Source organism: Allobosea sp. P2_A10, from assembly GCF_056405115.1.
In genome coordinates this window covers 424,975-446,982 of sequence record NZ_JBFUCS010000001.1, presented here as the reverse complement: position 1 = coordinate 446,982, position 22,008 = coordinate 424,975, and the positions used below count along the sequence as shown (strand labels likewise).

Sequence of the window (22,008 nt, the reverse complement as noted above, 5' to 3'; positions counted from 1 at the left end):
GGAAGGATCATGACCATGTCGTTCCAGACCCACACGATGCCGCAGGCTCCCCAGGCTCAAGGCCCCGCCTCACTTCAGCAAGGTCCTGCCTCACTTCAAAAGGACATCCTTGGCCTGGTTGACGCGAGCGGCAAGGCCGCTGCTGCCCCCGGCGTCCGGATGAATGCGTTTCATCAGGCTCCGATGGGCCTCGCGGATCGCCTGCTCGCCCGCCCCCGGCTGAAGCCCCAGGATCTCGTAGGCCTCCTGCTGCGACATCGCGCCCGCGCCCGCCGGGCGACCCTGCCCCGCGTCGCGATCACGGTCTGCGTCTTCACGCCAGCCGGGCGTCCTGCGGTCGAGATATGCCTCTAGCAGGCGCGCGCCCTCGGGATCCTGCGCCAGGCATTCACGCATCAGCACGCCGATCTCGGGCAGGCTCAACGCATCAAGCTCCCGGCCGACAAAGGCGCCGGCCCTGACCTTGCCGGTCATGCCGCCGCTGTCATAGTCGAGTTCCATTTCGAGCAGGCCCGACTCGACCTTCGAGCGGGCGCCCGGCGTCGCTGTCTGGCTCGCGCCCCATGGAAAGCGCATGCCGCCCGGGCCATAGGCGCTCCAGCCGAGCAGCCAGGCCCCAACGCCGCCGACAAAGACCGCCATGTCGAGCCGGCCCCGCAGCATCAGCAGGGCCGCGACGCCGAGCGAAAGCACGCCACCGCCGGTCTTCACCGCCTTGGCGAGGAATTTCGGGTTGGCGCCGGCAAAAAGCTTCGACACCCACCAGACCAGGATGAGAACGGCGACACCGTAGAGCAGCGTCACCGGCGGCCTCCGTCCATGGCGCCAAGCAGACCCTTCACAGCCGGGCTGCCGCCGGCAAGCCGGAGCAGCGCCTCGCGCCCGCCACTGGCATAGGCTGCTGCCCCGCGCAGCAGATCGAGTAGCGAGCCAGGCGCATTGATGTCGAAGCGCGCATGCGCGCCACCGGTCAGGCGCGCCATCATGGCGAAGGTGGAACTCGCGGCGGAATCGTGCCCTTCCTGAAAGAGGAAGCCGCGAATGCCGCGCAATCCGAGCTCGCCGGCAAGGGCGGCAAGCGCGTCGGCGTCTTCCTCCATCGCGTCGCCGACGAAAACGAAAGCGCGGATCGGAACAGCCTTGGCTTCGTCGCGGACATGCTTGAGCACGCGGTGGATCTGGGTCTGGCCACCTTCGCAGGCGATCTTGCTCATCAACCCGGTCAGGCGCTGCGGCTCGCCGACCCAGCCGGAAGAGCGGCATTCCATCAGCCCACGGAAATACACCAGTTGCACGGCGAGCCCGCCGCTGCCGGCCGCGACCTCGAACATTTTTGCCTGCAGCGAGCAGGCGAGGTCCCAGGTCGGCTGGCGGCTCATCGTGGCGTCGAGCGCAAAGACCAGCCGGCCCGCCTGCCCCGTCGCCAGCGGCGCAAGCTGCTTGGCCGCGCCGAGGAATCGGTCGATCTCAGCCGAAGCGGAGGCGCCGGGCCTTGCCACGCCTGCTCCGGTCGCTCGCCCCAAAGCCTTGTCGGTCTTTTCGCTCATGCCTCTGATATTGGCGGTTCCCCGCGCATTTGCTACCCGTCCGCTCCACGGGAGAGCATGCGCAATGACGCAGGTTGCAATTTTCGAGACGGTTGCCGCGATGCGGACCGCGGTCGCCGGTTGGCACGCGGCCGGCGACAAGGTCGCGCTCGTGCCGACGATGGGCGCGCTGCACGACGGCCACATCGCGCTGGTCAAGGAAGCGCAACGCCATGCGCGGCGCGTCATCGTCTCGATCTTCGTCAATCCGACGCAGTTCGCGCCGCACGAGGATTTCAAGAAATATCCACGCACCTTCGACAACGACCGCGCCATGCTGGCGGACGCCAATGCCGACGCCATCTTCTTCCCCGCCGTCGAGGAGATGTATCCGCCCGGCTTCGCCAGCCGCGTGCTGCTGCTGGGGCCGGCGGCCGTGGGATTGGACGATCGCTTCCGCCCGACGCATTTCGAAGGCGTGGCAACGGTTTGCTGCAAGCTGTTCACGCAGTCGCGCGCCGACTTCGCGGTCTTCGGCGAGAAGGACTACCAGCAGCTCAAGGTGGTGACGCGGATGGCTGAAGATCTCGATCTCGGCATCGAGATCGTGCCGCTGCCAACCTTCCGCGAGCCCGATGGTCTCGCCATGTCCTCGCGCAACCGCTACCTCTCGCCCGAGCACCGCGCGCTCGCGCCATTGCTGCACAAGGTGATGCAGGTGCTGGCGGTGCGAATCCGGAACGAGGATCCGCTCTTCGAGGCCCTGCGCGAGGCGCAGAACGAGATCATCAGTGCGGGGTTCGAGCTGGATTATCTGGAGGCGCGGCACGCCGACTCGCTGGCGCAAGTCACGTCGCTAGCGGACGGGCCGATCCGATTGCTGGTGGCGGCAAGACTGGGGGGGACGCGCTTGATCGACAATATCGGCGTGTGAGGCTCGTTGAGCGCATATTTTTAGTATTGGCATTCTAGATCGCTAGAACACAAAAGCTGAGCGTCATAATGCCGTTTTTCGCGTGGTTATTCAACGTCTGCTTGATTGCTCTGGCTGTCGCATTACCTGCTATAGCGGCTCCAATTGGCATTCTATTGACCATGACATTGGGTTGGCTTCTGACTTTTTGGGTCCACGTCGCGATTTACCTGGGAGCAGCCGGACTCATAACGAAGACACGCGGAATCGAGCTTTGGTGGAACGACGGGCGTTTCATCATCATCATGGGCATCTGGGCCTACGCGATCTTCTGCACAGGTGTCGCGACGGCTCCGAGTGGTCGTCTGCTCCCGCCCCTGCCTTTCCAGTTGAGCGGACACATCTGTTCGATCGCTATCGCCTAAAAACCAGGGCCGCCATCACCCCGCACGCATGCGCGCAGACCAAGCAGCGCTGCGCATCGCCTACAACAACCCCAGCTCCGCCAGTTCCCGCCGCATCGCCTCGGGCATGATGCCGAGATCGCCGCTGCGGCCGTCGATGTCGCGGGGGATGTCCTTGTCCTGCAGATAGCGCCAGCCCTGGAACGGCCAGCATGGGCGCGGCTCCACTGCGACCACCGTGGGCTCCATCACGAGATGGCAGCGGCCGATGCCGTCGGCGTCCTTGAACGGGCGGATGTCGGTCAGGCGCTGGCGGGCCGAGACCTGCCCCTTGATGACCCAGTAAAGCGAGCCTCCGCTGATGATCTCCTCGATCCGCTTGGGCACCATCCGGGTCGTGTGGATGTGTTCTTCGGCCTGGCGCAGGCCGCGGCGCTGGCTCATGCGCTCCGCGACCCAATCCTCGAGGTCGCTGATCGATTCGGCTCCGACGCAGAGCTTGAGCATGTGAAGCGGCATGACGGGCAACCTAGTGCGAGCAAGGCAACCCGACCAGCACTTGCGGCGTTTCTCCACAGCGGCTGAGCCATTTCCGTCATGGTCGGGCTTGTCCCGACCATCCACGTCTCCCGTTGTCGGGTTCTACGCCCGAGACGTGGATGCTCGGCACAAGGCCGAGCATGACGGAGCGAGGCTGGCAGGCTAATAAAGCGCCGATCGAAACGGAGACAGACCATGCGCGGACTTGCTGGCAAGGCCATCCTCGTCACCGGCTCCTCGACCGGCATCGGCTATGCCATGGCGCAGCGGCTGGTCTCCGAAGGGGCAAAAGTGCTGGTGCATGGCCGCGAGCAGGCCGAGGTCGACGCCGCCTGCCGCCATCTCGGCGCCGCCGCGCATGGCGCGACAGGAGACCTCGCAGAGCCGGCCACGGCGCAGGCGCTGGTCGACGCCACGGTTCAGGCGTTCGGCCGGATCGACGGGCTGGTCAACAATGCCGGCATTTATCCGCGCGGCGTCATCGGCCAGACGACGGCGGAGTTCTTCGACCATGTTTTTTCGATCAACGCGCGCGCGCCGCTGCTCTGCGCGGAAGCCGCGATCCGGGCCTTCCGCCTGCAGAAATCGGGCGGCGCGATCGTCACGATCGGCTCGATCAACGCGCTCTGCGGCCAGTCCGACCTCACTGTCTATTCGATGTCGAAGGGCGCGCTGACAACGATGACGCGCAATCTCGCCGATGCGCTGGGACCTGAGAAAATCAGGGTCAACTGCCTCAATGTCGGCTGGACCTTCACCGCCAACGAAGACGCGACGCAGCAGCGCGAGGGCCGCCAGCCGGGCTGGGAGAAAGTGGTTTCGCCGGTTTTCGCGCCGACCGGCCAGATCATGCAGCCAGACGAGATCGCCGCGCATACGGCGTTCTGGCTGTCGGACGATTCAGCGCCGGTGTCGGGGCAGATCTACGAGGTCGAGCAGTTCCCGCTGGTCGGGCGGAACCGGTCCACCGACACCTGACGTCCAACGTCATTGTCGGGCTTGACCGGCGAATCGTCCGGTGACCTTTCGGCCCGAGATGCTCGGACCGAGCCCGAGAACGGCGCCAAGAGGATCACTCCCCCAGCACGACGACCTTCGCACCCTCGGCCACCTGCCCGCCAGGCTCGCCGGCGACCTCGGTGACGGTGCCGTCGCGCGGAGCAGTCAGCACGTGCTCCATCTTCATCGCCTCGACGATAGCGAGACGCTGGCCCTTGACCACCGCCTCCCCGGCCGTGACGAAAAGCGCGATCAGCTTGCCGTGCATCGGCGCCTTGATGACGCCGCCCGAACCGGCCGCCGCGTCGAGATCGACCGTGTAGGGATCGAACAGCGACACCGCCGTCTGTCGGCCGCGATGCAAGGCGAGATAGGTTCCGCGTTCGCCTTGCGCCAGCATGACCTCATGTTCGCCCTCACCGATCTCATGGTCGGGCAGGCTGACGCGGGCACTGTTTTCGTCCCACTCGATCCGGGCCTCGACACGTTCTCCATCGACCAGCAGCGCGAGTCCCAACACCGGCTTCGGCATCAGCGAGAAATTGTCCGCGACGAGCCACGGCGAACGATGCTCGCCTTCGGCCCGCTCGGCAGCCTGCATCAGGCCCGAAAGCTGCCGCTCCTCCTCCAGCAGCAGAGCGGCGGCCGCGACCGCAGCGGCATCGAGCGGCTGCGGCTCGGCTCCCAGCGCCGTGATGTTGCGCTCGATGAAGCCGGTATCGAAGGGGCCATCGCGAAATCCTTGCGACTCCGCGAGCTTCTTCAGGAAGGCGAGATTGGTGCGCGGGCCAGCGACGATGGTCTCTCCCAGCGCGGCGGCGAGCTTGTCGAGCGCTTCGTTGCGGGTCGCGGCATGAGCGATCACCTTGGCGATCATCGGATCGTAGAACGGCGTCACGGTGTCGCCAGCCTCCACGCCGGTATCGATGCGGATGCCGTCGGCCGTCGGAAACTGTAGCGCCCAGAGCTTTCCGGTCGAGGGCAGGAAGCCCTTTTCGGGGTCTTCGGCATAGAGCCGTGCCTCGACGGCATGGCCCGTCGCGGTCACATCGGCTTGGCTGAAGCCAAGCGGCTCGCCGGCTGCGACCTTGAGCTGGAGCTCGACGAGATCGAGCCCGGTGATCGCCTCGGTGACCGGATGCTCCACCTGAAGACGCGTGTTCATCTCCATGAAATAGAATCGATCCGCGCGCAGTCCCTCGCGGCCATCGGCGATGAACTCGACGGTGCCGGCCCCGACATAGCCGACGGCTTTCGCGGCTTCTGTCGCGGCCTTGCCCATGGCGGCGCGGACCTCCTGCGTCATACCGGGCGCGGGCGCCTCCTCGATGACCTTCTGATGGCGGCGCTGGAGCGAGCAGTCGCGCTCATAGAGGTGGACGACGTTGCCGTGGCTGTCGCCGAAAACCTGAATTTCGACATGGCGCGGCGAGAGCACGTATTTCTCGACCAGCACGCGGGCGTCGCCGAAGGCGTTTTTGCCCTCGCGCTGGGCGCTGGCGAGCGCGTCCGCGAAATCTTCGGGACGATCGACCTTCTTCATGCCCTTGCCGCCGCCGCCGGCGACCGCCTTGATCAGGACGGGATAGCCGATCCGGTCGGCCTCCTTCGCCAGGAAATCGACGCCCTGCTCGGCGCCGTGATAACCCGGCACGACCGGAACGGACGCCTTCTCGACCAGCGCCTTGGCGGCGTCCTTCAGGCCCATCGCGCGGATCGCGGAGGCCGGCGGGCCGACGAAGACGATGCCGGCCGCTTTGCAGGCATCGGCGAAATCGGCGTTCTCGGAGAGGAAGCCGTAGCCGGGGTGGATGCAGGCCGCGCCGGCCTCCCTGGCCACCGCCAGTATTTTTTCGGCGTCGAGATAGCTTTCGCGCGCCGGCGACGGCCCGATATGCCAGGCCTCATCGGCCATCTGGACGAACAGCGCCTCGGCATCCGCGTCGGAATAGACCGCGATGGTGCGCAGGCCCAGCCGCCTGGCCGTGCGGATGACACGGCAGGCGATCTCGCCGCGATTGGCGATCAGGATGGAGGGCAGCTTTGCGGCGATCGACATCGGAGGCATCCTCGACAGGTGCCGCCTTTATAGCGGCACCGCTGCATCTGTCTGCGCATGTTTGTGCAAATCGGGTTCGCTCTTGCCCCGTACCGAGCGCCAGATCGCCCATGTCGCCTGAAAGCAGAGGCACGCGACCAGAACGTCGAACAGATATTCGGGCCAGCGCACCGGCGCGAGCCGGGCGAAGAGACCCATCAGGGCAAAGCCGGTCGTCGAGATCACATCGTTGCGGCTCGACAGCCAGGTCGCCTTGATCACCGGATTTGTCTCGCGCCGGAATCGCCAGAGCAGGCCGACGATCAGCACGGCAATGACGATCGCGCTCGCGGCCGAAAAGCCCAGCGCCCAGATCTCGATCGGGCGCGGGCTGACGATCTTGCTCCAGAGATCGTAAAGCGTATGCAGGCCCGCCACCGCCATGACAGCGCCGATGGCCAGCGCGGCGAGCTTCTCGGCACGCGCATCGCGGCCGAAGATCAGCGCCGCGATGCCATAGAGCGCAACGTCATAGACCCAGTCGACGCCGTCCTTGAAAAGTTGGTCGTTGCCGAGCCAGAGCGCGACAGCGACGACGCAAGCGGCGAAGACGAGGATGCCGAGCGCGATGCCCCAGATGGTGAAGGTGTAGGCGCGGGAGACGGCGGCTTCGGTTTGCTCTGTCATGCCCCCAACCTTGCCGTCATTCCGGACAAGCGGCAAAGCCGCGCCGATCCGGAATCCATCATGAAGCGCGACAGCACCCTATGATGGATTCCTGTGTGTTGGGTTTGTGTCATGATTGGCGCGGGCGGGAAGCCGTTGGATTCCTGGTGGCGAACACCGTGACCCGGCGCGGCTCCCGCCCGCTTCGATACCCCATCCTGAACAGTTGACCGAGGCCGCTTGCACCGGACCTCGCAGCACAGGGACAGGCCCCATGACCATACACCCCTGCTTCATCGGTTGCGATATCGCCAAGCATCATCTCGACCTGTTCGACGAGAGCCGCGGCGAGGGCTTTCGGATCGACAATACGGCGGCTGCGATCGCGGCCTGGCTGTCGTCCCTGGACACGGCCGCGGCCTTCGTCGCCTTCGAGGCGACCGGGCCCTATGACCGCAGGCTGCAGCGCGCGCTGGAAGAAGCGGGCTGCCGCTTCGCCCGCATCAACCCGGCCCGGGCCCGCGACTTCGCCCGCGCCACCGGCCGCCTCGCCAAGACCGACGCGATCGACGCACGGATGCTCGCCGCGATGGCGCGGATGCTGGCGTTCGCCCCCGACACAGCCTCCGATCCTGCCCGCGACGCTTTGTTGTCCTTGCACAAGCGCCGCGACCAGCTGGTCGAGATGCGGGCCGCCGAGAAGGTCCGCTTCAAGGAGACCGACGATCCCACGGGAAGCCTCGCACGTCATCTCGCCTGGCTCGACGAGGACATCGCGACCCTCGAGCGCCTGATCGCGCAGGCTCTGCGCGCCGATGACGAACTGGCCGCGATGCAGGACCTGCTGCGCTCGGCTCCAGGCGTCGGTCCGGTCACCGCGACCACCCTGATCGCCCTGATGCCCGAGCTCGGCCACTGCTCGCCCAAGGCCATCGCGGCGCTGGCCGGCCTGGCGCCCTTCAACAACGACAGCGGCCGCCACCGCGGCAAACGCAGCATCAGGGGCGGCAGACGGCGCGTCCGGCGCGCCCTCTACATGGCCGCGCTCGCCGCCATCCGCACCGCGCCGCGCTTCAAGGCCTTCTACGAAGCCGTCAAGGCACGATCCGCCGCAACCAAAGTCGCCATCATAGCCGTCGCCAGAAAACTCCTCACAATCCTCAACGCAATGGCCAAAACCAGCACAGCGTTCCAATCATGACAAACCCCCACAACACAGTTGCCGGGTCTCCGCTTCGCTGCGCCCGGAATGACGGCGGGATTGAGGTCACAGACAGCCGCCTTCACCCGCGCCCGACGAACGGCATCTTCGAGGCCATGATCGTCATGAACTGGACATTGGCCTCGATCGGCAGGCTCGCCATGTGCAGCACGGAGGTCGCGACGTGGTTCACGTCCATGACCTGCTCGATCTTGATCGAGCCGTCCGCCTGCGGCACGCCTTGCGTCATGCGCTGCGCCATTTCGGTCAGCGCATTGCCGATGTCGACTTGGCCGACGGCGATGTCGTATTTGCGCCCGTCGAGCGAGGAGGTCCGGGTCAGGCCGGTGATGGCGTGCTTGGTCGCCGTATAGGCGATCGAGTTCGGGCGCGGCGCATAGGCCGAGATCGAACCGTTATTGATGATGCGGCCACCCATCGGCGACTGGCTCTTCATCAGCTTGAAGGCCTCCTGCGTGCACAGGAACGGGCCGGTCAGATTGGTGTCGACCACCGCCTGCCACTGCGCCAGCGACAGATCCTCAAGCAGGATGCCGCCGGGCGCATTGACGCCGGCATTGTTGAACAGCACGTCGAGCCGGCCGAACGCGGCCTTCGCCTTGGCGAACAGGTTCTGGACAGAAGCCTGGTCGGTGACGTCGGTCGGCACGGCCAGAGCCTGCGCGGCCGGCGCGCCCGACAGTCTGATCGTCTCGTCGAGCGCGTCAGTGCGCCGCCCTGCGAGCACGGTGCGATAGCCGTCCTTCAGAAAGGCGAGCGCGACGGCGCGGCCGACGCCCGACCCCGCGCCGGTGATGATGGCGACCTTGTTATGCGCAGACATGGCGATCCTCGTCGTTTCTTGCCGGTTCAACCGTTTCAGATGGAGCCAGGACCATAGCAGCGCATGCCGCGCGCGGAACAGGCTTTCGCGCTGCACCGCCCTGCCCGGCGCGCTTCCGCGGCGAGATGCCAACTGGCCTCACCACGACATGGCCGGCGTGCTAGGTGTCGCATCGCAGCAGGCAGGAGATGCAATGGCCGGGCCTCGTATTCGACTGGGTATGGTGGGCGGCGGCGAAGGCGCGTTCATCGGCGCCGTGCACCGCATCGCCGCCCGTCTCGACGACCGCTACGAACTGCTCGCGGGCACGCTCTCGGCCTCGCTGGACAAGGCTGCGCGCTCGGCCGAGGCGATCGGGCTTGCGCGATCGTACCCGGACTACCGCAGCATGGCCCAGGCCGAAGCCGCGCGCGATGACGGCATCGAAGCCGTGGCGATCGTAACCCCAAATCATCTCCATGCGGAGGTGGCCGAGGCCTTCATCGAGGCCGGCATTCATGTGATCTGCGATAAGCCGCTGACCGCGACGCTGGCGGAGGCGCGCCACCTGCGCGACAAGGCGCGAGACAGCGGGTTGATCTTCGCCGTGACCTATAATTATTCCGGCCATGCGCTGATCAGGCATGCGCGCGCCATGGTGCAGGCCGGCGAGATCGGCGCCATCCGCGTCTTGCAGGTCGAGTATCCGCAGGAATGGCTGGCAGCGCCGGTCGAGACCTCGGGGCAGAAGCAGGCGGAATGGCGCACCGATCCGGCGCGTTCGGGGGCTGGCGGTTGCGTCGGCGACATCGGCACGCATGCTTTCCAACTGGCGCATTTCGTCACCGGCCTGATGCCGGAGCAGATTCTGGCCGAACTCACGCGCTTCGTGCCGGGCCGCCGCGTCGACGACAACGTGCAAATCCTGCTGCGCTATCCCGACGGCGCGCGCGGCGCGCTTTGGGCCAGCCAGGTCGCCATCGGCCACAACAACGGCCTCCGCTTGCGCGTCTTCGGCGACAAGGGTGGCATCGACTGGAGCCAGGAGGAGCCCGACCGCCTGCTCTGGTCGCCGCTGGGCGAAGCGCCGCGTGTCATCAAGCGCGGTACGGCGGCGATGAACGCTGCCGGCCAGCGCGTCAGCCGGGTTCCGGCCGGACACCCGGAAGGCTATCTGGAGGCCTTTGCGACGATCTACAGCGAGGTGGCCGACGCGATCATCGCCCGGCGCAATGGAACGCAGCCCGACCGCGCAACCAGTTTTCCGACGATCGAGGACGGCTTTGCCGGCGTCGCCATGGTGGACGCCGCGCTACGTTCCAGCACGGCCGGCGGCGTCTGGGTTACGCTGGAAGCCTGAAGGCCCGGGCCTGTCAGGCGACGCCCTGGGCGAGATGCGCGATGGCCGCTGCAACACCGCCCGCGCCGTGGGGCACGTTCAGCGCCTGCAGGGCGGTCTCGACCGAGGCCAGCGTCCCCAGCACCATCGGCGCGTTGACATGGCCCATATGGGCGATGCGGAACGCCTTGCCGTTGAGATCGCCCAGCCCGGAGCCCAGCGTGACTCCGCAGATATCGCGGGTGAAGGCCCCGATCGCGGCGGGATCGGCGCCCTGAACCAGAATCGGCGTCACCGAAGGCGAGCGCTGGGCCGGGTCGAGCACATTGCAGGACAGAACCTGGCCCTCGGCCCATTTCGCCACGGCGGCATGGGTCGCGCCCGCCAGCAGAGCGTGACGCCGCCAGACGGCCTCAAGCCCCTCCTCGAAGATCATGTCGAGCGCGGCGCGCAGGCCAAACAAAAGATGCTCCGGCGCGGTGCCGCAATGCTTCATATAGGCGATCGGGTTCATGCGAGACGTCCAGTCCCAATACGGCGTCTTCATCGTCGCGGTCTTGTGGGCGGCGAGCGCCTTTTCATTGGCGGCGACGAAAGCGAGGCCCGGCGAGGTCATCAGGCCCTTCTGCGACGCCGACATGGCGACATCGACGCCCCATGCATCCATCTCGAACGGCATGCAGCCGATAGAGGCGACGCCGTCGACCATATAGAGGGCGGGATGGCCGGCGGCGTCGATCGCCCTGCGCACCGCCGGCACGTCGTTGGCGACGCCCGACGCCGTGTCGATCTGCACCATCAGGACGGCCTTGATCGCATGTTCGCTATCCTGCCGCAGCCGCTCCTCGACAGCAGCCGGATCGACCGACGCGCGCCAGGAGCCGGTCATGACCTCGACGTCCGCGCCCATGAACCGGGCCATCTCGCCCCAGCCGACCGCAAAGCGGCCGCTCGCCAGCACCAGGACCTTATCGCCGCGCGACAGCACATTCGTCAGCGCCGCCTCCCAGCCACCGTGACCGTTCGCCGCGTAGACGAAGGTTTCGCCCTTGGTCTGGAATATCCGCTTGAGATCGGCCAGCACGGTCTCGGTCAGGCCTATGATCGTGGTCGAGCTGAGCTCCTCGGCCGGACGCATCATCGCCTGCATCACGCGGTCGGGGATGTTGGTCGGGCCGGGCGTGGCCAGCAAAGCCCGGCCGTTGGCGACAGTCATGAAGCACTCCTGAAAGATGACGGCCGGGACGAGCCCGGCCGCAGCACGACATTTCTACACGGAAGCGGCTGGTTGCGGCCGCCCCCTCAATCGAGCTTGAATTTCTCGAACTGGCGGTGTTCGCCGAAGATGCGGCGGGTGGTGCCGGTGATCGAGCGGTAGACGATGGTTTCGGTCTCGATCACGTCCTTGCCGAACTTCACGCCCGAGAGCATGCCGCCATCGGTGACGCCGGTGGCGCAGACGATGACGTCGCCCGAGGCCATCTCCGACATGTCGTATTTCTTGTTGGGGTCGAGCACGCCCATGCCGTAGGCGCGGATGCGCTTCTCCTCGGTGTCGAGGATCAGGCGGCCCTGCATCTGGCCGCCGACGCAGCGCAGCGCTGCGGCTGCGAGCACGCCTTCGGGCGCGCCGCCGATGCCGAGATAAAGGTCGATACCGGTCTTCTCCGGCTCGGTGCAGAAGATCACGCCGGCGACGTCGCCATCGGTGATCAGGCGGATCGAGCAGCCGGTTTTGCGGACCTCCTCGATCAGCTTGGCATGGCGCGGGCGGTCCATGATCAGCGTCGATATCTCGTGCGGCTTGCAGCCCTTGGCCTTGGCGAGCGCATGGATGTTGTCGGTCGGCGAGGCGTCGAGATCGATCACGCCATGGGCATAGCCGGGGCCGCAGGCGATCTTGTCCATGTAGACGTCGGGCGCATAAAGCAGCTTGCCGGCTTCCGCCATCGCCATGACCGCGATCGAGCCCGGCATATCCTTGGCGCAGAGCGTCGTACCCTCGAGCGGATCGACAGCGATATGGACCTTCGGGCCCTGGCGCGTACCGACCTTCTCGCCGATGAACAGCATCGGGGCCTCGTCGCGCTCGCCCTCGCCGATGACGATCTCACCATCGATCGGCAGGCGATTGAGCTCGCGGCGCATGGCGTCGACCGCCGCCTGGTCCGCACCCTTCTCATCGCCATGGCCGCGCAGGCGCGCCGCCGACACGGCCGCACGCTCGGTGACGCGCACCAGCTCCATCGAGAGATAGCGCTCGATGATCTGTGAGGGTGAGATGCGGAGATCGTCGGACATAGGCGGGTTTCCTTTGGTTTCGGCAGTCGCTGGTTCGGGCGGCAGGCAAGCTGGAGGCCAGCCGCCTCGACCCTACTCCCGTTCGATCCGGATGACTTGCGGCGGCTCGGCGATGTGGCCGTCGGCCGAGACCTTCTCCAGCGCGGCGCGGATGGCGGCCTCACTGGTGGCGTAGGTGATCAGCACGACCGGCACCGGCGCGCCCGAGCGGCCAGAGGGGTCCTTCGCGATGGCGGCTTCCGAGCGGCGCTGCACGATGCTTTCGAGCGAGATGTCGGCCTCGGCCATCCGGGTCGCGATCGCGGCGGCCGCGCCCGGACGGTCGGCGACGGCGAGGCGGATGTAATAGCCGCCCTCATGGCGCTGCATCGGCGCGCGGGTGGGCACTTCGAGACGGGCGACGGGCAGGCCAAACGGAAGCCCCGCCGTGCCGCGCGCGACATCGGCGATGTCGGCGACGACGGCGGATGCAGTTGGATCACCGCCCGCGCCGGGGCCGACCAGCGTGATCTCGCGCACCGCGTCGGCGTCGATCGTGACCGCATTGGTGACGCCCATGACCTGCGCGATCGCCGAGGAACGCGGCACCATCGTCGGATGCACGCGCTGCTCGATGCCGGTCTTCGTGCGCTCGGCGACGCCGAGCAGCTTGATGCGATAGCCAAGCTCGGCGGCCATCTTGAGGTCGAGCGGCGCGATCGAGGAAATGCCTTCGACATGAATCGCTTCGGAGTCGATCTTCGTGCCGAAGGCGAGGCTGGTCAGGATGGCGAGCTTGTGGGCGGTGTCGAAGCCCTCGACGTCGAAGGTCGGATCGGCCTCGGCATAGCCGAGACGCTGCGCATCCTTGAGGCATTCCTCGAAGGTCAGCCCCTCCAGTTCCATGCGCGAGAGGATGTAGTTGCAGGTGCCGTTCAGGATGCCATAGAGCCGCGTGACGTTGTTGCCCGAGAGCGCCTCGCGCAAGGTCTTGACGACGGGGATGCCGCCGGCCGACGAGGCCTCGAAGGCGAGCGCGACGCCTCTCTCCTCGGCCAACGTCGCCAGCGCGACGCCATGCTGGGCGAGCAGCGCCTTGTTGGCGGTGACGACCGATTTGCCGGCATTCAGCGCCGCTTCGACGGCGTCTTTCGCAACTCCGTCCGAGCCGCCGACCAGTTCGACCAGACAGTCGATCTCGGGCGAGTTGGCCAGCGCGACGGGATCGTCGAACCAGGTCAGGCCGGAGAGATCGACGCCGCGATCACGGTTGCGGTCGCGCGCCGAGACGGCAGTGACGCGGATGGCGCGGCCGCAGCGGGCGGCCAGCGCGTTCTCCTGCCGGTGCAGAATGCGCAACACCGAGGCGCCGACCGTGCCGAGCCCGGCAAGGCCGATGCGGAGGGGTTTTGAGGAAGCTTGCCCGTTCGCGGTCGTCATGGGCGCGGGGTCGCATGAGGCGGCATGGGAGTCAACGGCGCTACCCAGCCAAATGCGGCAAACGGACGCCGCTTGAGCACTCCTGACAGACGTTGCGCAAAGTCTATGCTGCCGTGCTTTCCCTGGCTCGACAGAGTGCCCCGGCCTTGAACCCAGATTATCAGATCGCCGTAGAAACTCCGTCAGTGCCGGACTACCTCCGGCTTCGCCGCGTTGCCGGGCTGGGCCAAAAAAGCGAGGCGGCGGCGCAGGCAGGCCTGCCGCACTCGGTCCATGCCGTCGTCGTGAAACACGAGAGCGACATCGTCGGGATGGGCCGCATCGTCGGAGACGGTGCCCTGTTCTTCCAGATCGTCGATATCGCCGTCGATCCGGAGCATCAGGTCCGCGGCCTCGGAAAGCTGATCGTCGGCGCGCTGGTCGCACATCTGCGCGCCCGCGCCCTGCCCGGCTCCTATGTCAGCCTCATCGCCGATGGACAGGCGCATCGGCTTTACGCGCAGTTCGGCTTCAAGCCGACGGCGCCGGCTTCGATTGGCATGGCGATGCTGCTGTTGCCGGGTGAAGCGGGCTGAACGGCAGCGAGCGCTCCTCAGTCGAACCGACACACCACTTCGGCGGCGAGCCGCCTCAGCCTGCCGTCGGCGAAGGTCAGGTGCAGCCGCAGCAGGTTGTTGCCGAAGGCGGTCGTCTTGATGGTGCGCAGCGCTTCCAGCGAGGTGCCGGTCCAGGTCGTGGCATTCTCGACCAGAGGCTTCCAGAACCAGGGCTTCGGCGGGGTGATCTCGATCGTGGCAAGAATGCGCTCGGCCTCGGCCTGCTCCATGCCGACCGGCAGATAGCGCGCGGCGATCTCGGTGGCGTCACGGCCGCATTCGCGCGCTGTGGTGGCCGTCAGCACCTCCGCGACGAGCGGAGAGTTGGTTTCGGGCGTCCGGCCGCGTGAATAATCATAGGTGAAGACAAGGCAAAGCAGCGCGAACAGGCCAAAGCCGATGCCGATCAGACGGCCCTTGCTGAACATCTCGCGCCTTCAACCCCTGGTGCGGACGACGATGCCCGCGCGAAAGGGGTTCCCATGTTTTGCAGATGCGGTCCAGCCCCAGCGGCGCAGCCCTGCCCTCACCCCGCCTTCGGCATCTGGATGACGTTGTGCAGGGTCTGGTCGGCGGTCTTGAGGAAGCGGCCGACATTGCGCGCCGCCTGGCGGATGCGCTGCTCGTTCTCGACGATCGCGATCCGGACATAGTCGTCGCCATGCTCGCCAAAGCCGATACCGGGCGCTACCGCGACCTCGGCCTTCTCGATCAGCAGCTTGGAGAATTCGAGCGAGCCGAGATGGCGGAATTTTTCCGGGATCGGCACCCAGGCGAACATCGAGGCATTGGGCGCCGGAAACTCCCAGCCCGACTTGCCAAAACTCTCGACCAGCGCGTCGCGGCGCTTGCGATAGGTGTCGCGCATCTCGCGGATGCAGTCGTCGGGACCATTCAGGGCTGCGGCCGCCGCGACCTGGATCGGCGTATAGGCGCCATAGTCGAGATAGGACTTCACCCGCGCCAGCGCAGCCAGCAGCTTCTCGTTGCCGACCGCGAAGCCCATGCGCCAGCCGGCCATCGAGAAGGTCTTCGACATCGACGTGAATTCGACCGTCACATCGATCGCGCCGGGAACCTGCAACATCGAGGGCGGCGGGTCGTTCTCGTCGAAATAGACTTCGGCATAGGCGAGGTCAGAGAGCAGGATCAGGTCGTGCTTCTTGGCGAACGCGACGAGATCGCGATAAAAATCGAGCGAGGCGGTGTAGGCCGTCGGGTTGGCCGGATAGCAGGTGACGAGCGCGATCGGCTTCGGTACCGAATGGATCATCGCCCGCTCGAGAGCCGGGAAGAACGCCGGCGTCGGCTCGGCCGGGACCGAGCGGATGACGCCGCCGGCCATCAGGAAGCCGAAGGCGTGGATCGGGTAGCTCGGATTGGGCACCAGTACGACGTCGCCCGGCCCGGTGATGGCCTGCGCCATATTGGCGAAGCCCTCCTTCGATCCGAGCGTCGCGACGACCTGGGTGTCGGGGTTGAGCTTCACACCGAAGCGGCGCTCGTAGTAGCCGGCCTGGGCGCGGCGCAGGCCGCCAATGCCCTTGGAGGCGGAGTAGCGATCGGTGCGTGGCTTGCCGGCGGTCTCGATCAGCTTCTCGATAACGTGTTTGGGGGCCGCCAGATCGGGATTGCCCATGCCGAGATCGATGATATCGACGCCCTTGGCGCGCTCGGCCGCCTTGATCTTGTTGACCTGCTCGAAGACGTAGGGCGGCAGGCGCTTGATGCGGTGGAAATCGGCCATGTCGAAAATCCTTCGCCGAAAGGCGGAGCTGAACGGGCGTTGGTCAAATCGTTGCGTAGCGGGTCCTTAGCACCGCATCTTCGGTCTTGGCAGCCCAGAAAACGCAAGAATCGTTCAGGCGCGGCAGAATTGCGACGCAACGCCACTGGCTGACCCGACCTAGTTGGTCGGCAGCACCTTGGCCGGAGCGGGCGGCGGCAATGCCTTGCCGAGCGCTTGCGCCTGCGTACCGGCAGCGTCGTTGGAGATTCGCCTCGCGTCGAGCTCGGCCTCGATCTTCTTGAATTCCGCCCGCGTCTTGCATGGGTCGGTCGGCTTTGGCGCGGGCGACCCGGCGCCGAAGCGGGCATTTGGGCCGGTCGCCACGAAGGGCGGCGGCGGGTTGGGACCGGCGCAAAGAGGATTGACCGGGATCGTGGTGTTCACCGGAAGATAGGCGGGGTCGCTCGGCCGCGTCGCCTGGACGAAGGCCTTGCTCTCCTGCGCCGTCGTGGCCATCCCAGCCACTTCGGCGATCGTCTTGACCGGGCCGTCGCCCGCGCAGGCCGACAAGCCCACGGCCAGCAGCACGAAGGCTGCCGACACCGACAGGAAGCGGCTCGAAGACTGATCAGGCGGCATGGGCAATCCGGCGCGTTCCAGAATTTTCTTTGTAGACCATATCGGCTACGTCCTTAATGGGACCAAAATGGGGAGCCTCAGGCAACCCCGCAGAAAATGCCACGGGAGACGCGCCATGAACCGGCCAACGGACGACAAGCCGAGCGATCGCACCGCTTCGCCTGATTCGTCGGCGATGCCCGGCGCACCTGATTTCGACCAGTTCACGCAGAACATGGGCAAGCTTGTCGAGGAATACGGCAAGGTCACAGCCGCCTATCTCAAGCCGATCGAGCGCGGCGAGGCGAAAAGCGGCCAGGCCGAGGAAGTCAGCGAAATGGTCAAGACGCTCGGCCGCGTCGCCGAGCGCTGGATTGCCGACCCACGCAAGATCATGGAGGCGCAGGCCTCGCTCACGACCGATTTCCTGAGCCTGTGGAGCGAGACGCTGAAGCGCGCCAGCGGCGAAGCCACCAAGCCCGTGGCCGAGCCCGAAAAGCGCGACGGCCGCTTCTCCGATCCAGACTGGTCGGCCCATCCGATGTTCGACTTCGTCAAGCAGGCCTATCTGATCGGCTCGCGCTGGGCCGAGAGCATGGTCGACCGCGCCGACGACCTCGACCCGCATACCCGCGAAAAAGCCCGCTTCTACGTCAAGCAGATCACGGGCGCGCTCTCGCCATCCAACTTCGTCGCAACCAACCCGGAGTTGCTGCGCGAGACGCTGGCGCAGAACGGCGAGAACCTCGTGCGCGGCATGAAGATGCTGGCCGAGGACATCGAGGCCGGCAAGGGCGAGCTCAAAATCCGCCAGTCCGACGCAGGCGCCTTCCAGGTCGGCGTCAACATCGCGACGACGCCGGGCAAAGTGATCTTTCGCAACGAGATCATGGAGTTGATCCAGTACGCGCCGGCGACGCCCGACGTGCTCAAGCGCCCCCTGCTGATCGTGCCGCCATGGATCAACAAGTTCTACATCCTCGATCTCAACGCCGAGAAGAGCTTCATCCGCTGGTGCGTCGCTCAGGGGCTGACCGTGTTCTGCATCTCCTGGGTCAATCCCGACGAGCGCCACGCCGCCAAGGACTTCGAGAGCTACATGCGCGAGGGCATTTTCGCGGCTCTCGATGCGATAAAGGACGCGACAGGTGAAAAGAAGATCACCGCGATCGGCTACTGCGTCGGCGGCACGCTGCTCGGCGTCACGCTCGCCTATATGGCGGCGATGAAGGATGAGCGCATCGACAGCGCGACCTTCTTCACGACGCAGGTCGATTTCTCGAAGGCGGGCGAACTCTCGGTCTTCGTCGACGAGGAGCAGATCCGCTCGGTCGAGCAGCAGATGGCGGAGCACGGTTATCTCGACGGCTCCAGGATGGCCGGCGCGTTCAACATGCTGCGGCCCAACGACCTGATCTGGTCCTATGCGATCAACAACTACCTCAAGGGCAAGGCCCCGACCGCCTTCGACCTGCTCTACTGGAATTCGGATTCGACCCGGATGCCGGCGGCGAACCATTCCTTCTACCTGCGCAACTGCTATCTCGAGAACAAGCTCTCCAAGGGCGAGATGACGATCGGCGGCAAGACGCTCGATCTGAAAAAGGTGACCCTGCCGATCTACAATCTCGCGGCCAGGGAAGACCATATCGCCCCGGCGGCCTCGGTCTTCCTCGGCTCGCAATGCTTCGGCGGCCCGGTCGACTATGTCGTCGCAGGCTCCGGCCATATCGCAGGCGTCGTCAACCCGCCCGCCAAGGTCAAGTATCAGTACTGGACCGGCGACAAGGCGGCGGGCGCCTATGAGGACTGGATCGCCAAAGCAAGCGAGCATCCGGGCTCGTGGTGGCCGCACTGGCTGTCCTGGATCGAGGCCCAGGCGCCCAAACGCGTGCCGGCGCGCGAACCCGGCAGCGGCAAGCTCAAGGCGATCGAGGATGCTCCGGGCAGCTATGTGAAGATCAAGGCCTGACGGCCAGACCAAGGGTCATGGCCCATCATGACCGACGGCAGGCAAGGCCTGCCGGCACCGCGGCTGACGCACTCCCCCAAACGAGGGATCGTATCTTCCGGTGCATCGCTTTAACACGGGTCATCCCCGAGGTTCGCCCCCGAGGGGCCGGCCGCCGGAGAGGCCCATCGCCCAGGTTGGTTTCTCTGGCGGCCTCTGCTTTCCGATGCCCCGAGTTTCGCGGCTCGACGTCCCCCAAGGCAAAACAAAAAAGCCGGCCCGAAGGCCGGCTTTCTCGTCTGCGAAGCGCGTTCGCTCAGTTCTTGCGGACGACCGGGCGGGCCGGGATCGTTTCGGTGGGGTTGTCCCAGCGATAGGTCAGGCCGGCGGAGACGATGTGGATGTAGGGCTTGGCCTCGGCGGTGTAGAACACCGCACCCTGCTGCGGGTGCGTGCCGCTATAGTTCACGGCCGCCTTGTTGACGTGGATATAGGTGTACCCGACATCGAGCTTGAGCTTCTCGGTGAGCTGGTAGCTGAGACCGGTCGAGAGCCAGAGGCGATCATTATCCGAGATGAAGACAGTGCGGTTGGTGTCGTTGACCGGAGAGAGTTCGTAACCGACACCGGCGCGCAGGGTCAGGTCACGGTTCCACTTGTATTCGACACCGCCGGCGAAATACCAACTGTCGTCATATTGGAAATTAAGGCTGGTGACCGGAACGCCGTTCAGCTGGCTGACGATCGGGATGTTGCGGAAGCGGCTCCAGTTGGTCCACTCGACGCCGAGATGGACCTGCCACTGCTCGTTGATCTGGTGCGAAAGGCCGGCGACGACCGAATCGGGCAGGTTCAGGTTGGCCTTGATCGGGATGATGCCGGTCGGCAGGCTGAAGTCGCCTTCGAGCGTCTGGCGGATCGACGAACGATAGGCGACGCCGATCGTGGTGCTCTTGGTCGGGGTCAGGGTGAAGCCGACGCGGTAGCCGAAATCGATCGAATCGCCGTCGAGGATCGCATTGGGCGAGGTCGCGGTGATTCCGGCCGCCTGCTTGAGATTGGTCTTGATGTACTGGCCCTGCACCGCGGCGCCGACCGCCAGCCAGTCATTGACCTGATAGCCGATGGTCGGGGCGATGTTGATCGTGCGGACCTTGGCGGATTCGCCATAGCTCTGCGACGCATTGAACCGATTCTCGGCCTTGGAGCGCAGGCCGAAGGGAGCCGTCGAGGTCACGCCGATCCAGAGCCGATCGGTCAGCTGCCAGGCCGAATAGGACGCCGGGACGAAGGCGCCGTCGCCGCCGATATTGCCGGTGCCGAGCGGGCTGCCGCCGACGCCGGGCGTCGTGTTCGGCACGATCGCGCCGTTGGGCAGGCGGACCCGCGTCTGCGAGGTCGGCTCGTAGGAGGCGTTCGCGCCGATATAGGTGGCGTTCCAGTTGCTGTTGCGGCCGGGGAACATGGTGATGGTCGCCGGGTTCCAGGCCATCGAGGAGAGCCCGATGCCGCCCGAGGCCGCGCCGGCATAGGCCATGCCGAGACCCTCGGCGCCCTGGCCGCTGCGGATGGCGAAGGAGCCGGCAGAAGCGGCGCCCGCGGCAAGAAGAGCAACTGCCGAAACAGTGGCGGCGGCAGTCAAACGAACGACGCTCTTCATCGCTTTCATCCCTTGGCGTTTTGATGTCCCGAGGTCGAACCGCCTCGCTGCATGACTCACCATGCAGCGGGCCGTTTCCTGCCGCAATCCCGCCTTCATCGCCTTGAAAAGGCCATAGCCGCTGTCGTTTCCCTACCGGAAACTCTGAAAATCGGTCGAAAACCGGCGAAAACGAGGCCGCGTCCTCCAGCCGCTCCGGGAAATCGATCGTTTACATAAGAACTATCCCGGTTTTCCGCGATCCTGACTGCGGCTTGACCACTCCCGCCCAATCGGCAGGCAGGGCCGTTTCGTCGGCTACGTTGCATTCGCGCAACAATTTCGTGACCATGGCTACGCAGCCGCGCCATGCGCGTGAATGGACTTGTCTTCGACCGCGCCATCCGATCAGGATCGCGCCACCAAATTACATCGATTGAAACGGGGGAAATGACGTGAAACTGGTTCGTTATGGTGCGTTCGGACAGGAAAAGCCGGCGCTTCTGGATTCCACGGGCGTGCTGCGCGACGTTTCCGCGACGATACCCGATTTTGCAGGCAAAGCCCTGACCTCAGCGTCGCTGGCCAAACTCAAGGCACTCAACCCCGAATCGCTGCCGGCAGTGCCGGGTTCGCCGCGCATCGGCGCCTGCGTCGGCGACGTGCGCAATTTCATCGCGGTCGGTCTCAACTTCGCCGACCACGCAGCCGAGACCGGGGCGGCGATTCCCAAGGAGCCGATCCTCTTCAACAAGGCGCCCAACTGCATCGTCGGCCCCAATGACGATGTCCAGATCCCGAGGGCCTCGGTCAAGACGGACTGGGAGGTCGAACTCGCGATCGTCATCGGCGATGGCGGCTCCTATATCGACGAAAAGGACGCCATGGCCGCGATCGCCGGTTTCTGCGTCTGCAACGACGTCTCGGAGCGCGAGTTCCAGGCCGAGCGCGGCGGACAATGGGCCAAGGGCAAGGGCTGCCCCACCTTCGGCCCGCTCGGGCCCTGGCTGGTGACACCCGACGAGATCGCCGACATCCAGAACCTCGCCATGTGGCTCGACGTCGATGGCGAGCGCGTCCAGAACGGCTCGACCAAGACGATGATCTTCGGCGCGGCCTATCTGGTGCACTACATCAGCCAGTTCATGCGGCTCGACCCCGGCGATGTGATCACCACCGGCACGCCTCCTGGCGTGGGTCTCGGCTTCAAGCCGCCGCGCTTCCTGAAAGGTGGCGAAGTCGTCACGCTCGGCATCGAGGGGCTGGGCACGCAGAAGCAGAATTTCGTGCCGTACAAGGGCTGATA

The 22,008-nt window shown here is 65.8% G+C and carries 20 protein-coding genes; 7 read left to right on the top strand and 13 right to left on the bottom strand.

Annotated features, from left to right (window positions below):
- Positions 1–90 precede the first annotated feature (90 nt).
- Both AC1DZY_RS02215 and AC1DZY_RS02210 read right to left on the bottom strand, forming a co-directional pair.
- Positions 91–804 (bottom strand): DnaJ domain-containing protein, encoded by a 714-nt coding sequence (locus AC1DZY_RS02215; protein ID WP_476818422.1) that lies wholly within the window; start codon positions 802–804, stop codon positions 91–93.
- Positions 801–1,547 carry a VWA domain-containing protein gene (locus tag AC1DZY_RS02210; protein ID WP_476818421.1) on the bottom strand — a complete coding sequence of 249 codons (747 nt, stop codon included), beginning with the start codon at positions 1,545–1,547 and terminating at the stop codon, positions 801–803. The genes AC1DZY_RS02215 and AC1DZY_RS02210 overlap by 4 nt, the downstream gene beginning before the upstream one ends.
- Positions 1,548–1,611: 64 nt before the next feature.
- Here AC1DZY_RS02210 and panC point away from each other — a divergent pair, with 64 nt between their 5' ends.
- Positions 1,612–2,460: a pantoate--beta-alanine ligase gene (gene panC / locus AC1DZY_RS02205; RefSeq protein WP_476818420.1), complete on the top strand. Its 849-nt coding sequence runs from the start codon at positions 1,612–1,614 to the stop codon at positions 2,458–2,460.
- Positions 2,461–2,924: 464 nt separating this feature from the next.
- Here panC and AC1DZY_RS02200 read toward each other — a convergent pair whose 3' ends face one another.
- Positions 2,925–3,362 (bottom strand): DUF1489 family protein, encoded by a 438-nt coding sequence (locus AC1DZY_RS02200; RefSeq protein WP_476818419.1) that lies wholly within the window; start codon positions 3,360–3,362, stop codon positions 2,925–2,927.
- 216 nt (positions 3,363–3,578) lie between these two features.
- Here AC1DZY_RS02200 and AC1DZY_RS02195 point away from each other — a divergent pair, with 216 nt between their 5' ends.
- Positions 3,579–4,361, top strand: a complete 783-nt coding sequence (locus tag AC1DZY_RS02195) for an SDR family NAD(P)-dependent oxidoreductase (RefSeq protein WP_476818418.1) — start codon at positions 3,579–3,581, stop codon at positions 4,359–4,361.
- Positions 4,362–4,455: 94 nt separating this feature from the next.
- On the opposite strand, the gene AC1DZY_RS02190 is transcribed toward AC1DZY_RS02195, so the two are convergent.
- Both AC1DZY_RS02190 and AC1DZY_RS02185 read right to left on the bottom strand, forming a co-directional pair.
- Complete coding sequence (locus tag AC1DZY_RS02190; protein ID WP_476818417.1) at positions 4,456–6,441, bottom strand: acetyl/propionyl/methylcrotonyl-CoA carboxylase subunit alpha; 1,986 nt, start codon at positions 6,439–6,441, stop codon at positions 4,456–4,458.
- A 27-nt stretch (positions 6,442–6,468) separates the two neighbouring features.
- The gene (locus AC1DZY_RS02185; RefSeq protein ID WP_476818416.1) at positions 6,469–7,107 is read right to left on the bottom strand and encodes a cation efflux transmembrane domain-containing protein; all 639 of its coding nucleotides are present in this window, start codon (positions 7,105–7,107) and stop codon (positions 6,469–6,471) included.
- A 253-nt stretch (positions 7,108–7,360) separates the two neighbouring features.
- On the opposite strand from AC1DZY_RS02185, the gene AC1DZY_RS02180 reads away from it, so the two are divergent.
- Positions 7,361–8,287, top strand: coding sequence for an IS110 family transposase (locus tag AC1DZY_RS02180; protein WP_476818415.1), 927 nt, complete (start codon positions 7,361–7,363; stop codon positions 8,285–8,287).
- An 82-nt stretch (positions 8,288–8,369) separates the two neighbouring features.
- On the opposite strand, the gene AC1DZY_RS02175 is transcribed toward AC1DZY_RS02180, so the two are convergent.
- On the bottom strand, positions 8,370–9,131 hold the full coding sequence (locus AC1DZY_RS02175; RefSeq protein ID WP_476818414.1) for an SDR family oxidoreductase: 762 nt from the start codon (positions 9,129–9,131) through the stop codon (positions 8,370–8,372).
- A gap of 193 nt (positions 9,132–9,324) precedes the next feature.
- Between AC1DZY_RS02175 and AC1DZY_RS02170 the strand changes: the two genes are divergently transcribed.
- Entirely contained in the window at positions 9,325–10,470 is a 1,146-nt protein-coding gene (locus AC1DZY_RS02170; protein WP_476818413.1) for a Gfo/Idh/MocA family protein, read from the top strand.
- A 13-nt stretch (positions 10,471–10,483) separates the two neighbouring features.
- Here AC1DZY_RS02170 and AC1DZY_RS02165 read toward each other — a convergent pair whose 3' ends face one another.
- The 3 genes from AC1DZY_RS02165 to AC1DZY_RS02155 form a co-directional block, all read right to left on the bottom strand.
- Positions 10,484–11,665: a pyridoxal-phosphate-dependent aminotransferase family protein gene (locus AC1DZY_RS02165; RefSeq protein ID WP_476818412.1), complete on the bottom strand. Its 1,182-nt coding sequence runs from the start codon at positions 11,663–11,665 to the stop codon at positions 10,484–10,486.
- 86 nt (positions 11,666–11,751) lie between these two features.
- The gene (glpX, locus tag AC1DZY_RS02160) at positions 11,752–12,750 is read right to left on the bottom strand and encodes a class II fructose-bisphosphatase (protein ID WP_476818411.1); all 999 of its coding nucleotides are present in this window, start codon (positions 12,748–12,750) and stop codon (positions 11,752–11,754) included.
- 72 nt (positions 12,751–12,822) lie between these two features.
- Entirely contained in the window at positions 12,823–14,169 is a 1,347-nt protein-coding gene (locus tag AC1DZY_RS02155) for a homoserine dehydrogenase (protein ID WP_476818410.1), read from the bottom strand.
- A gap of 185 nt (positions 14,170–14,354) precedes the next feature.
- Between AC1DZY_RS02155 and AC1DZY_RS02150 the strand changes: the two genes are divergently transcribed.
- Positions 14,355–14,744, top strand: a complete 390-nt coding sequence (locus tag AC1DZY_RS02150) for a GNAT family N-acetyltransferase (protein ID WP_476818409.1) — start codon at positions 14,355–14,357, stop codon at positions 14,742–14,744.
- A gap of 17 nt (positions 14,745–14,761) precedes the next feature.
- Here AC1DZY_RS02150 and AC1DZY_RS02145 read toward each other — a convergent pair whose 3' ends face one another.
- The 3 genes from AC1DZY_RS02145 to AC1DZY_RS02135 all read right to left on the bottom strand — a co-directional run bounded on the left by AC1DZY_RS02145 (position 14,762) and on the right by AC1DZY_RS02135 (position 17,133).
- Positions 14,762–15,193, bottom strand: coding sequence for a hypothetical protein (locus AC1DZY_RS02145; RefSeq protein WP_476818408.1), 432 nt, complete (start codon positions 15,191–15,193; stop codon positions 14,762–14,764).
- Positions 15,194–15,291: 98 nt separating this feature from the next.
- Positions 15,292–16,512 (bottom strand): LL-diaminopimelate aminotransferase, encoded by a 1,221-nt coding sequence (locus tag AC1DZY_RS02140; protein WP_476818407.1) that lies wholly within the window; start codon positions 16,510–16,512, stop codon positions 15,292–15,294.
- 159 nt (positions 16,513–16,671) lie between these two features.
- The gene (locus tag AC1DZY_RS02135) at positions 16,672–17,133 is read right to left on the bottom strand and encodes a hypothetical protein (RefSeq protein ID WP_476818406.1); all 462 of its coding nucleotides are present in this window, start codon (positions 17,131–17,133) and stop codon (positions 16,672–16,674) included.
- A gap of 175 nt (positions 17,134–17,308) precedes the next feature.
- On the opposite strand from AC1DZY_RS02135, the gene AC1DZY_RS02130 reads away from it, so the two are divergent.
- Complete coding sequence (locus tag AC1DZY_RS02130; RefSeq protein WP_476818781.1) at positions 17,309–19,084, top strand: PHA/PHB synthase family protein; 1,776 nt, start codon at positions 17,309–17,311, stop codon at positions 19,082–19,084.
- Between the two features lie 295 nt (positions 19,085–19,379).
- Here the strand turns inward: AC1DZY_RS02130 and AC1DZY_RS02125 are convergent, their stop codons facing one another.
- Complete coding sequence (locus tag AC1DZY_RS02125) at positions 19,380–20,723, bottom strand: OmpP1/FadL family transporter (protein ID WP_476818405.1); 1,344 nt, start codon at positions 20,721–20,723, stop codon at positions 19,380–19,382.
- Between the two features lie 434 nt (positions 20,724–21,157).
- On the opposite strand from AC1DZY_RS02125, the gene AC1DZY_RS02120 reads away from it, so the two are divergent.
- Entirely contained in the window at positions 21,158–22,006 is an 849-nt protein-coding gene (locus AC1DZY_RS02120) for a fumarylacetoacetate hydrolase family protein (protein ID WP_476818404.1), read from the top strand.
- Positions 22,007–22,008 lie beyond the last annotated feature (2 nt).

Excerpts from the sequence above, each read along its gene's own strand:
- AC1DZY_RS02190 (WP_476818417.1), bottom strand. The coding sequence starts at position 6,441 with ATGTCGATCGCCGCAAAGCTGCCCTCCATCCTGATCGCCAATCGCGGC.
- AC1DZY_RS02135 (WP_476818406.1), bottom strand. The coding sequence starts at position 17,133 with ATGCCGCCTGATCAGTCTTCGAGCCGCTTCCTGTCGGTGTCGGCAGCC.
- AC1DZY_RS02170 (WP_476818413.1), top strand. The coding sequence starts at position 9,325 with ATGGCCGGGCCTCGTATTCGACTGGGTATGGTGGGCGGCGGCGAAGGC.
- AC1DZY_RS02130 (WP_476818781.1), top strand. The coding sequence starts at position 17,309 with ATGCCCGGCGCACCTGATTTCGACCAGTTCACGCAGAACATGGGCAAG.
- panC (WP_476818420.1), top strand. The coding sequence starts at position 1,612 with ATGACGCAGGTTGCAATTTTCGAGACGGTTGCCGCGATGCGGACCGCG.
- AC1DZY_RS02145 (WP_476818408.1), bottom strand. The coding sequence starts at position 15,193 with ATGTTCAGCAAGGGCCGTCTGATCGGCATCGGCTTTGGCCTGTTCGCG.
- AC1DZY_RS02195 (WP_476818418.1), top strand. The coding sequence starts at position 3,579 with ATGCGCGGACTTGCTGGCAAGGCCATCCTCGTCACCGGCTCCTCGACC.
- AC1DZY_RS02125 (WP_476818405.1), bottom strand. The coding sequence starts at position 20,723 with ATGAAGAGCGTCGTTCGTTTGACTGCCGCCGCCACTGTTTCGGCAGTT.
- AC1DZY_RS02165 (WP_476818412.1), bottom strand. The coding sequence starts at position 11,665 with ATGACTGTCGCCAACGGCCGGGCTTTGCTGGCCACGCCCGGCCCGACC.
- AC1DZY_RS02155 (WP_476818410.1), bottom strand. The coding sequence starts at position 14,169 with ATGACGACCGCGAACGGGCAAGCTTCCTCAAAACCCCTCCGCATCGGC.
- AC1DZY_RS02175 (WP_476818414.1), bottom strand. The coding sequence starts at position 9,131 with ATGTCTGCGCATAACAAGGTCGCCATCATCACCGGCGCGGGGTCGGGC.
- AC1DZY_RS02210 (WP_476818421.1), bottom strand. The coding sequence starts at position 1,547 with ATGAGCGAAAAGACCGACAAGGCTTTGGGGCGAGCGACCGGAGCAGGC.
- AC1DZY_RS02180 (WP_476818415.1), top strand. The coding sequence starts at position 7,361 with ATGACCATACACCCCTGCTTCATCGGTTGCGATATCGCCAAGCATCAT.
- AC1DZY_RS02185 (WP_476818416.1), bottom strand. The coding sequence starts at position 7,107 with ATGACAGAGCAAACCGAAGCCGCCGTCTCCCGCGCCTACACCTTCACC.
- glpX (WP_476818411.1), bottom strand. The coding sequence starts at position 12,750 with ATGTCCGACGATCTCCGCATCTCACCCTCACAGATCATCGAGCGCTAT.
- AC1DZY_RS02140 (WP_476818407.1), bottom strand. The coding sequence starts at position 16,512 with ATGGCCGATTTCCACCGCATCAAGCGCCTGCCGCCCTACGTCTTCGAG.
- AC1DZY_RS02200 (WP_476818419.1), bottom strand. The coding sequence starts at position 3,362 with ATGCCGCTTCACATGCTCAAGCTCTGCGTCGGAGCCGAATCGATCAGC.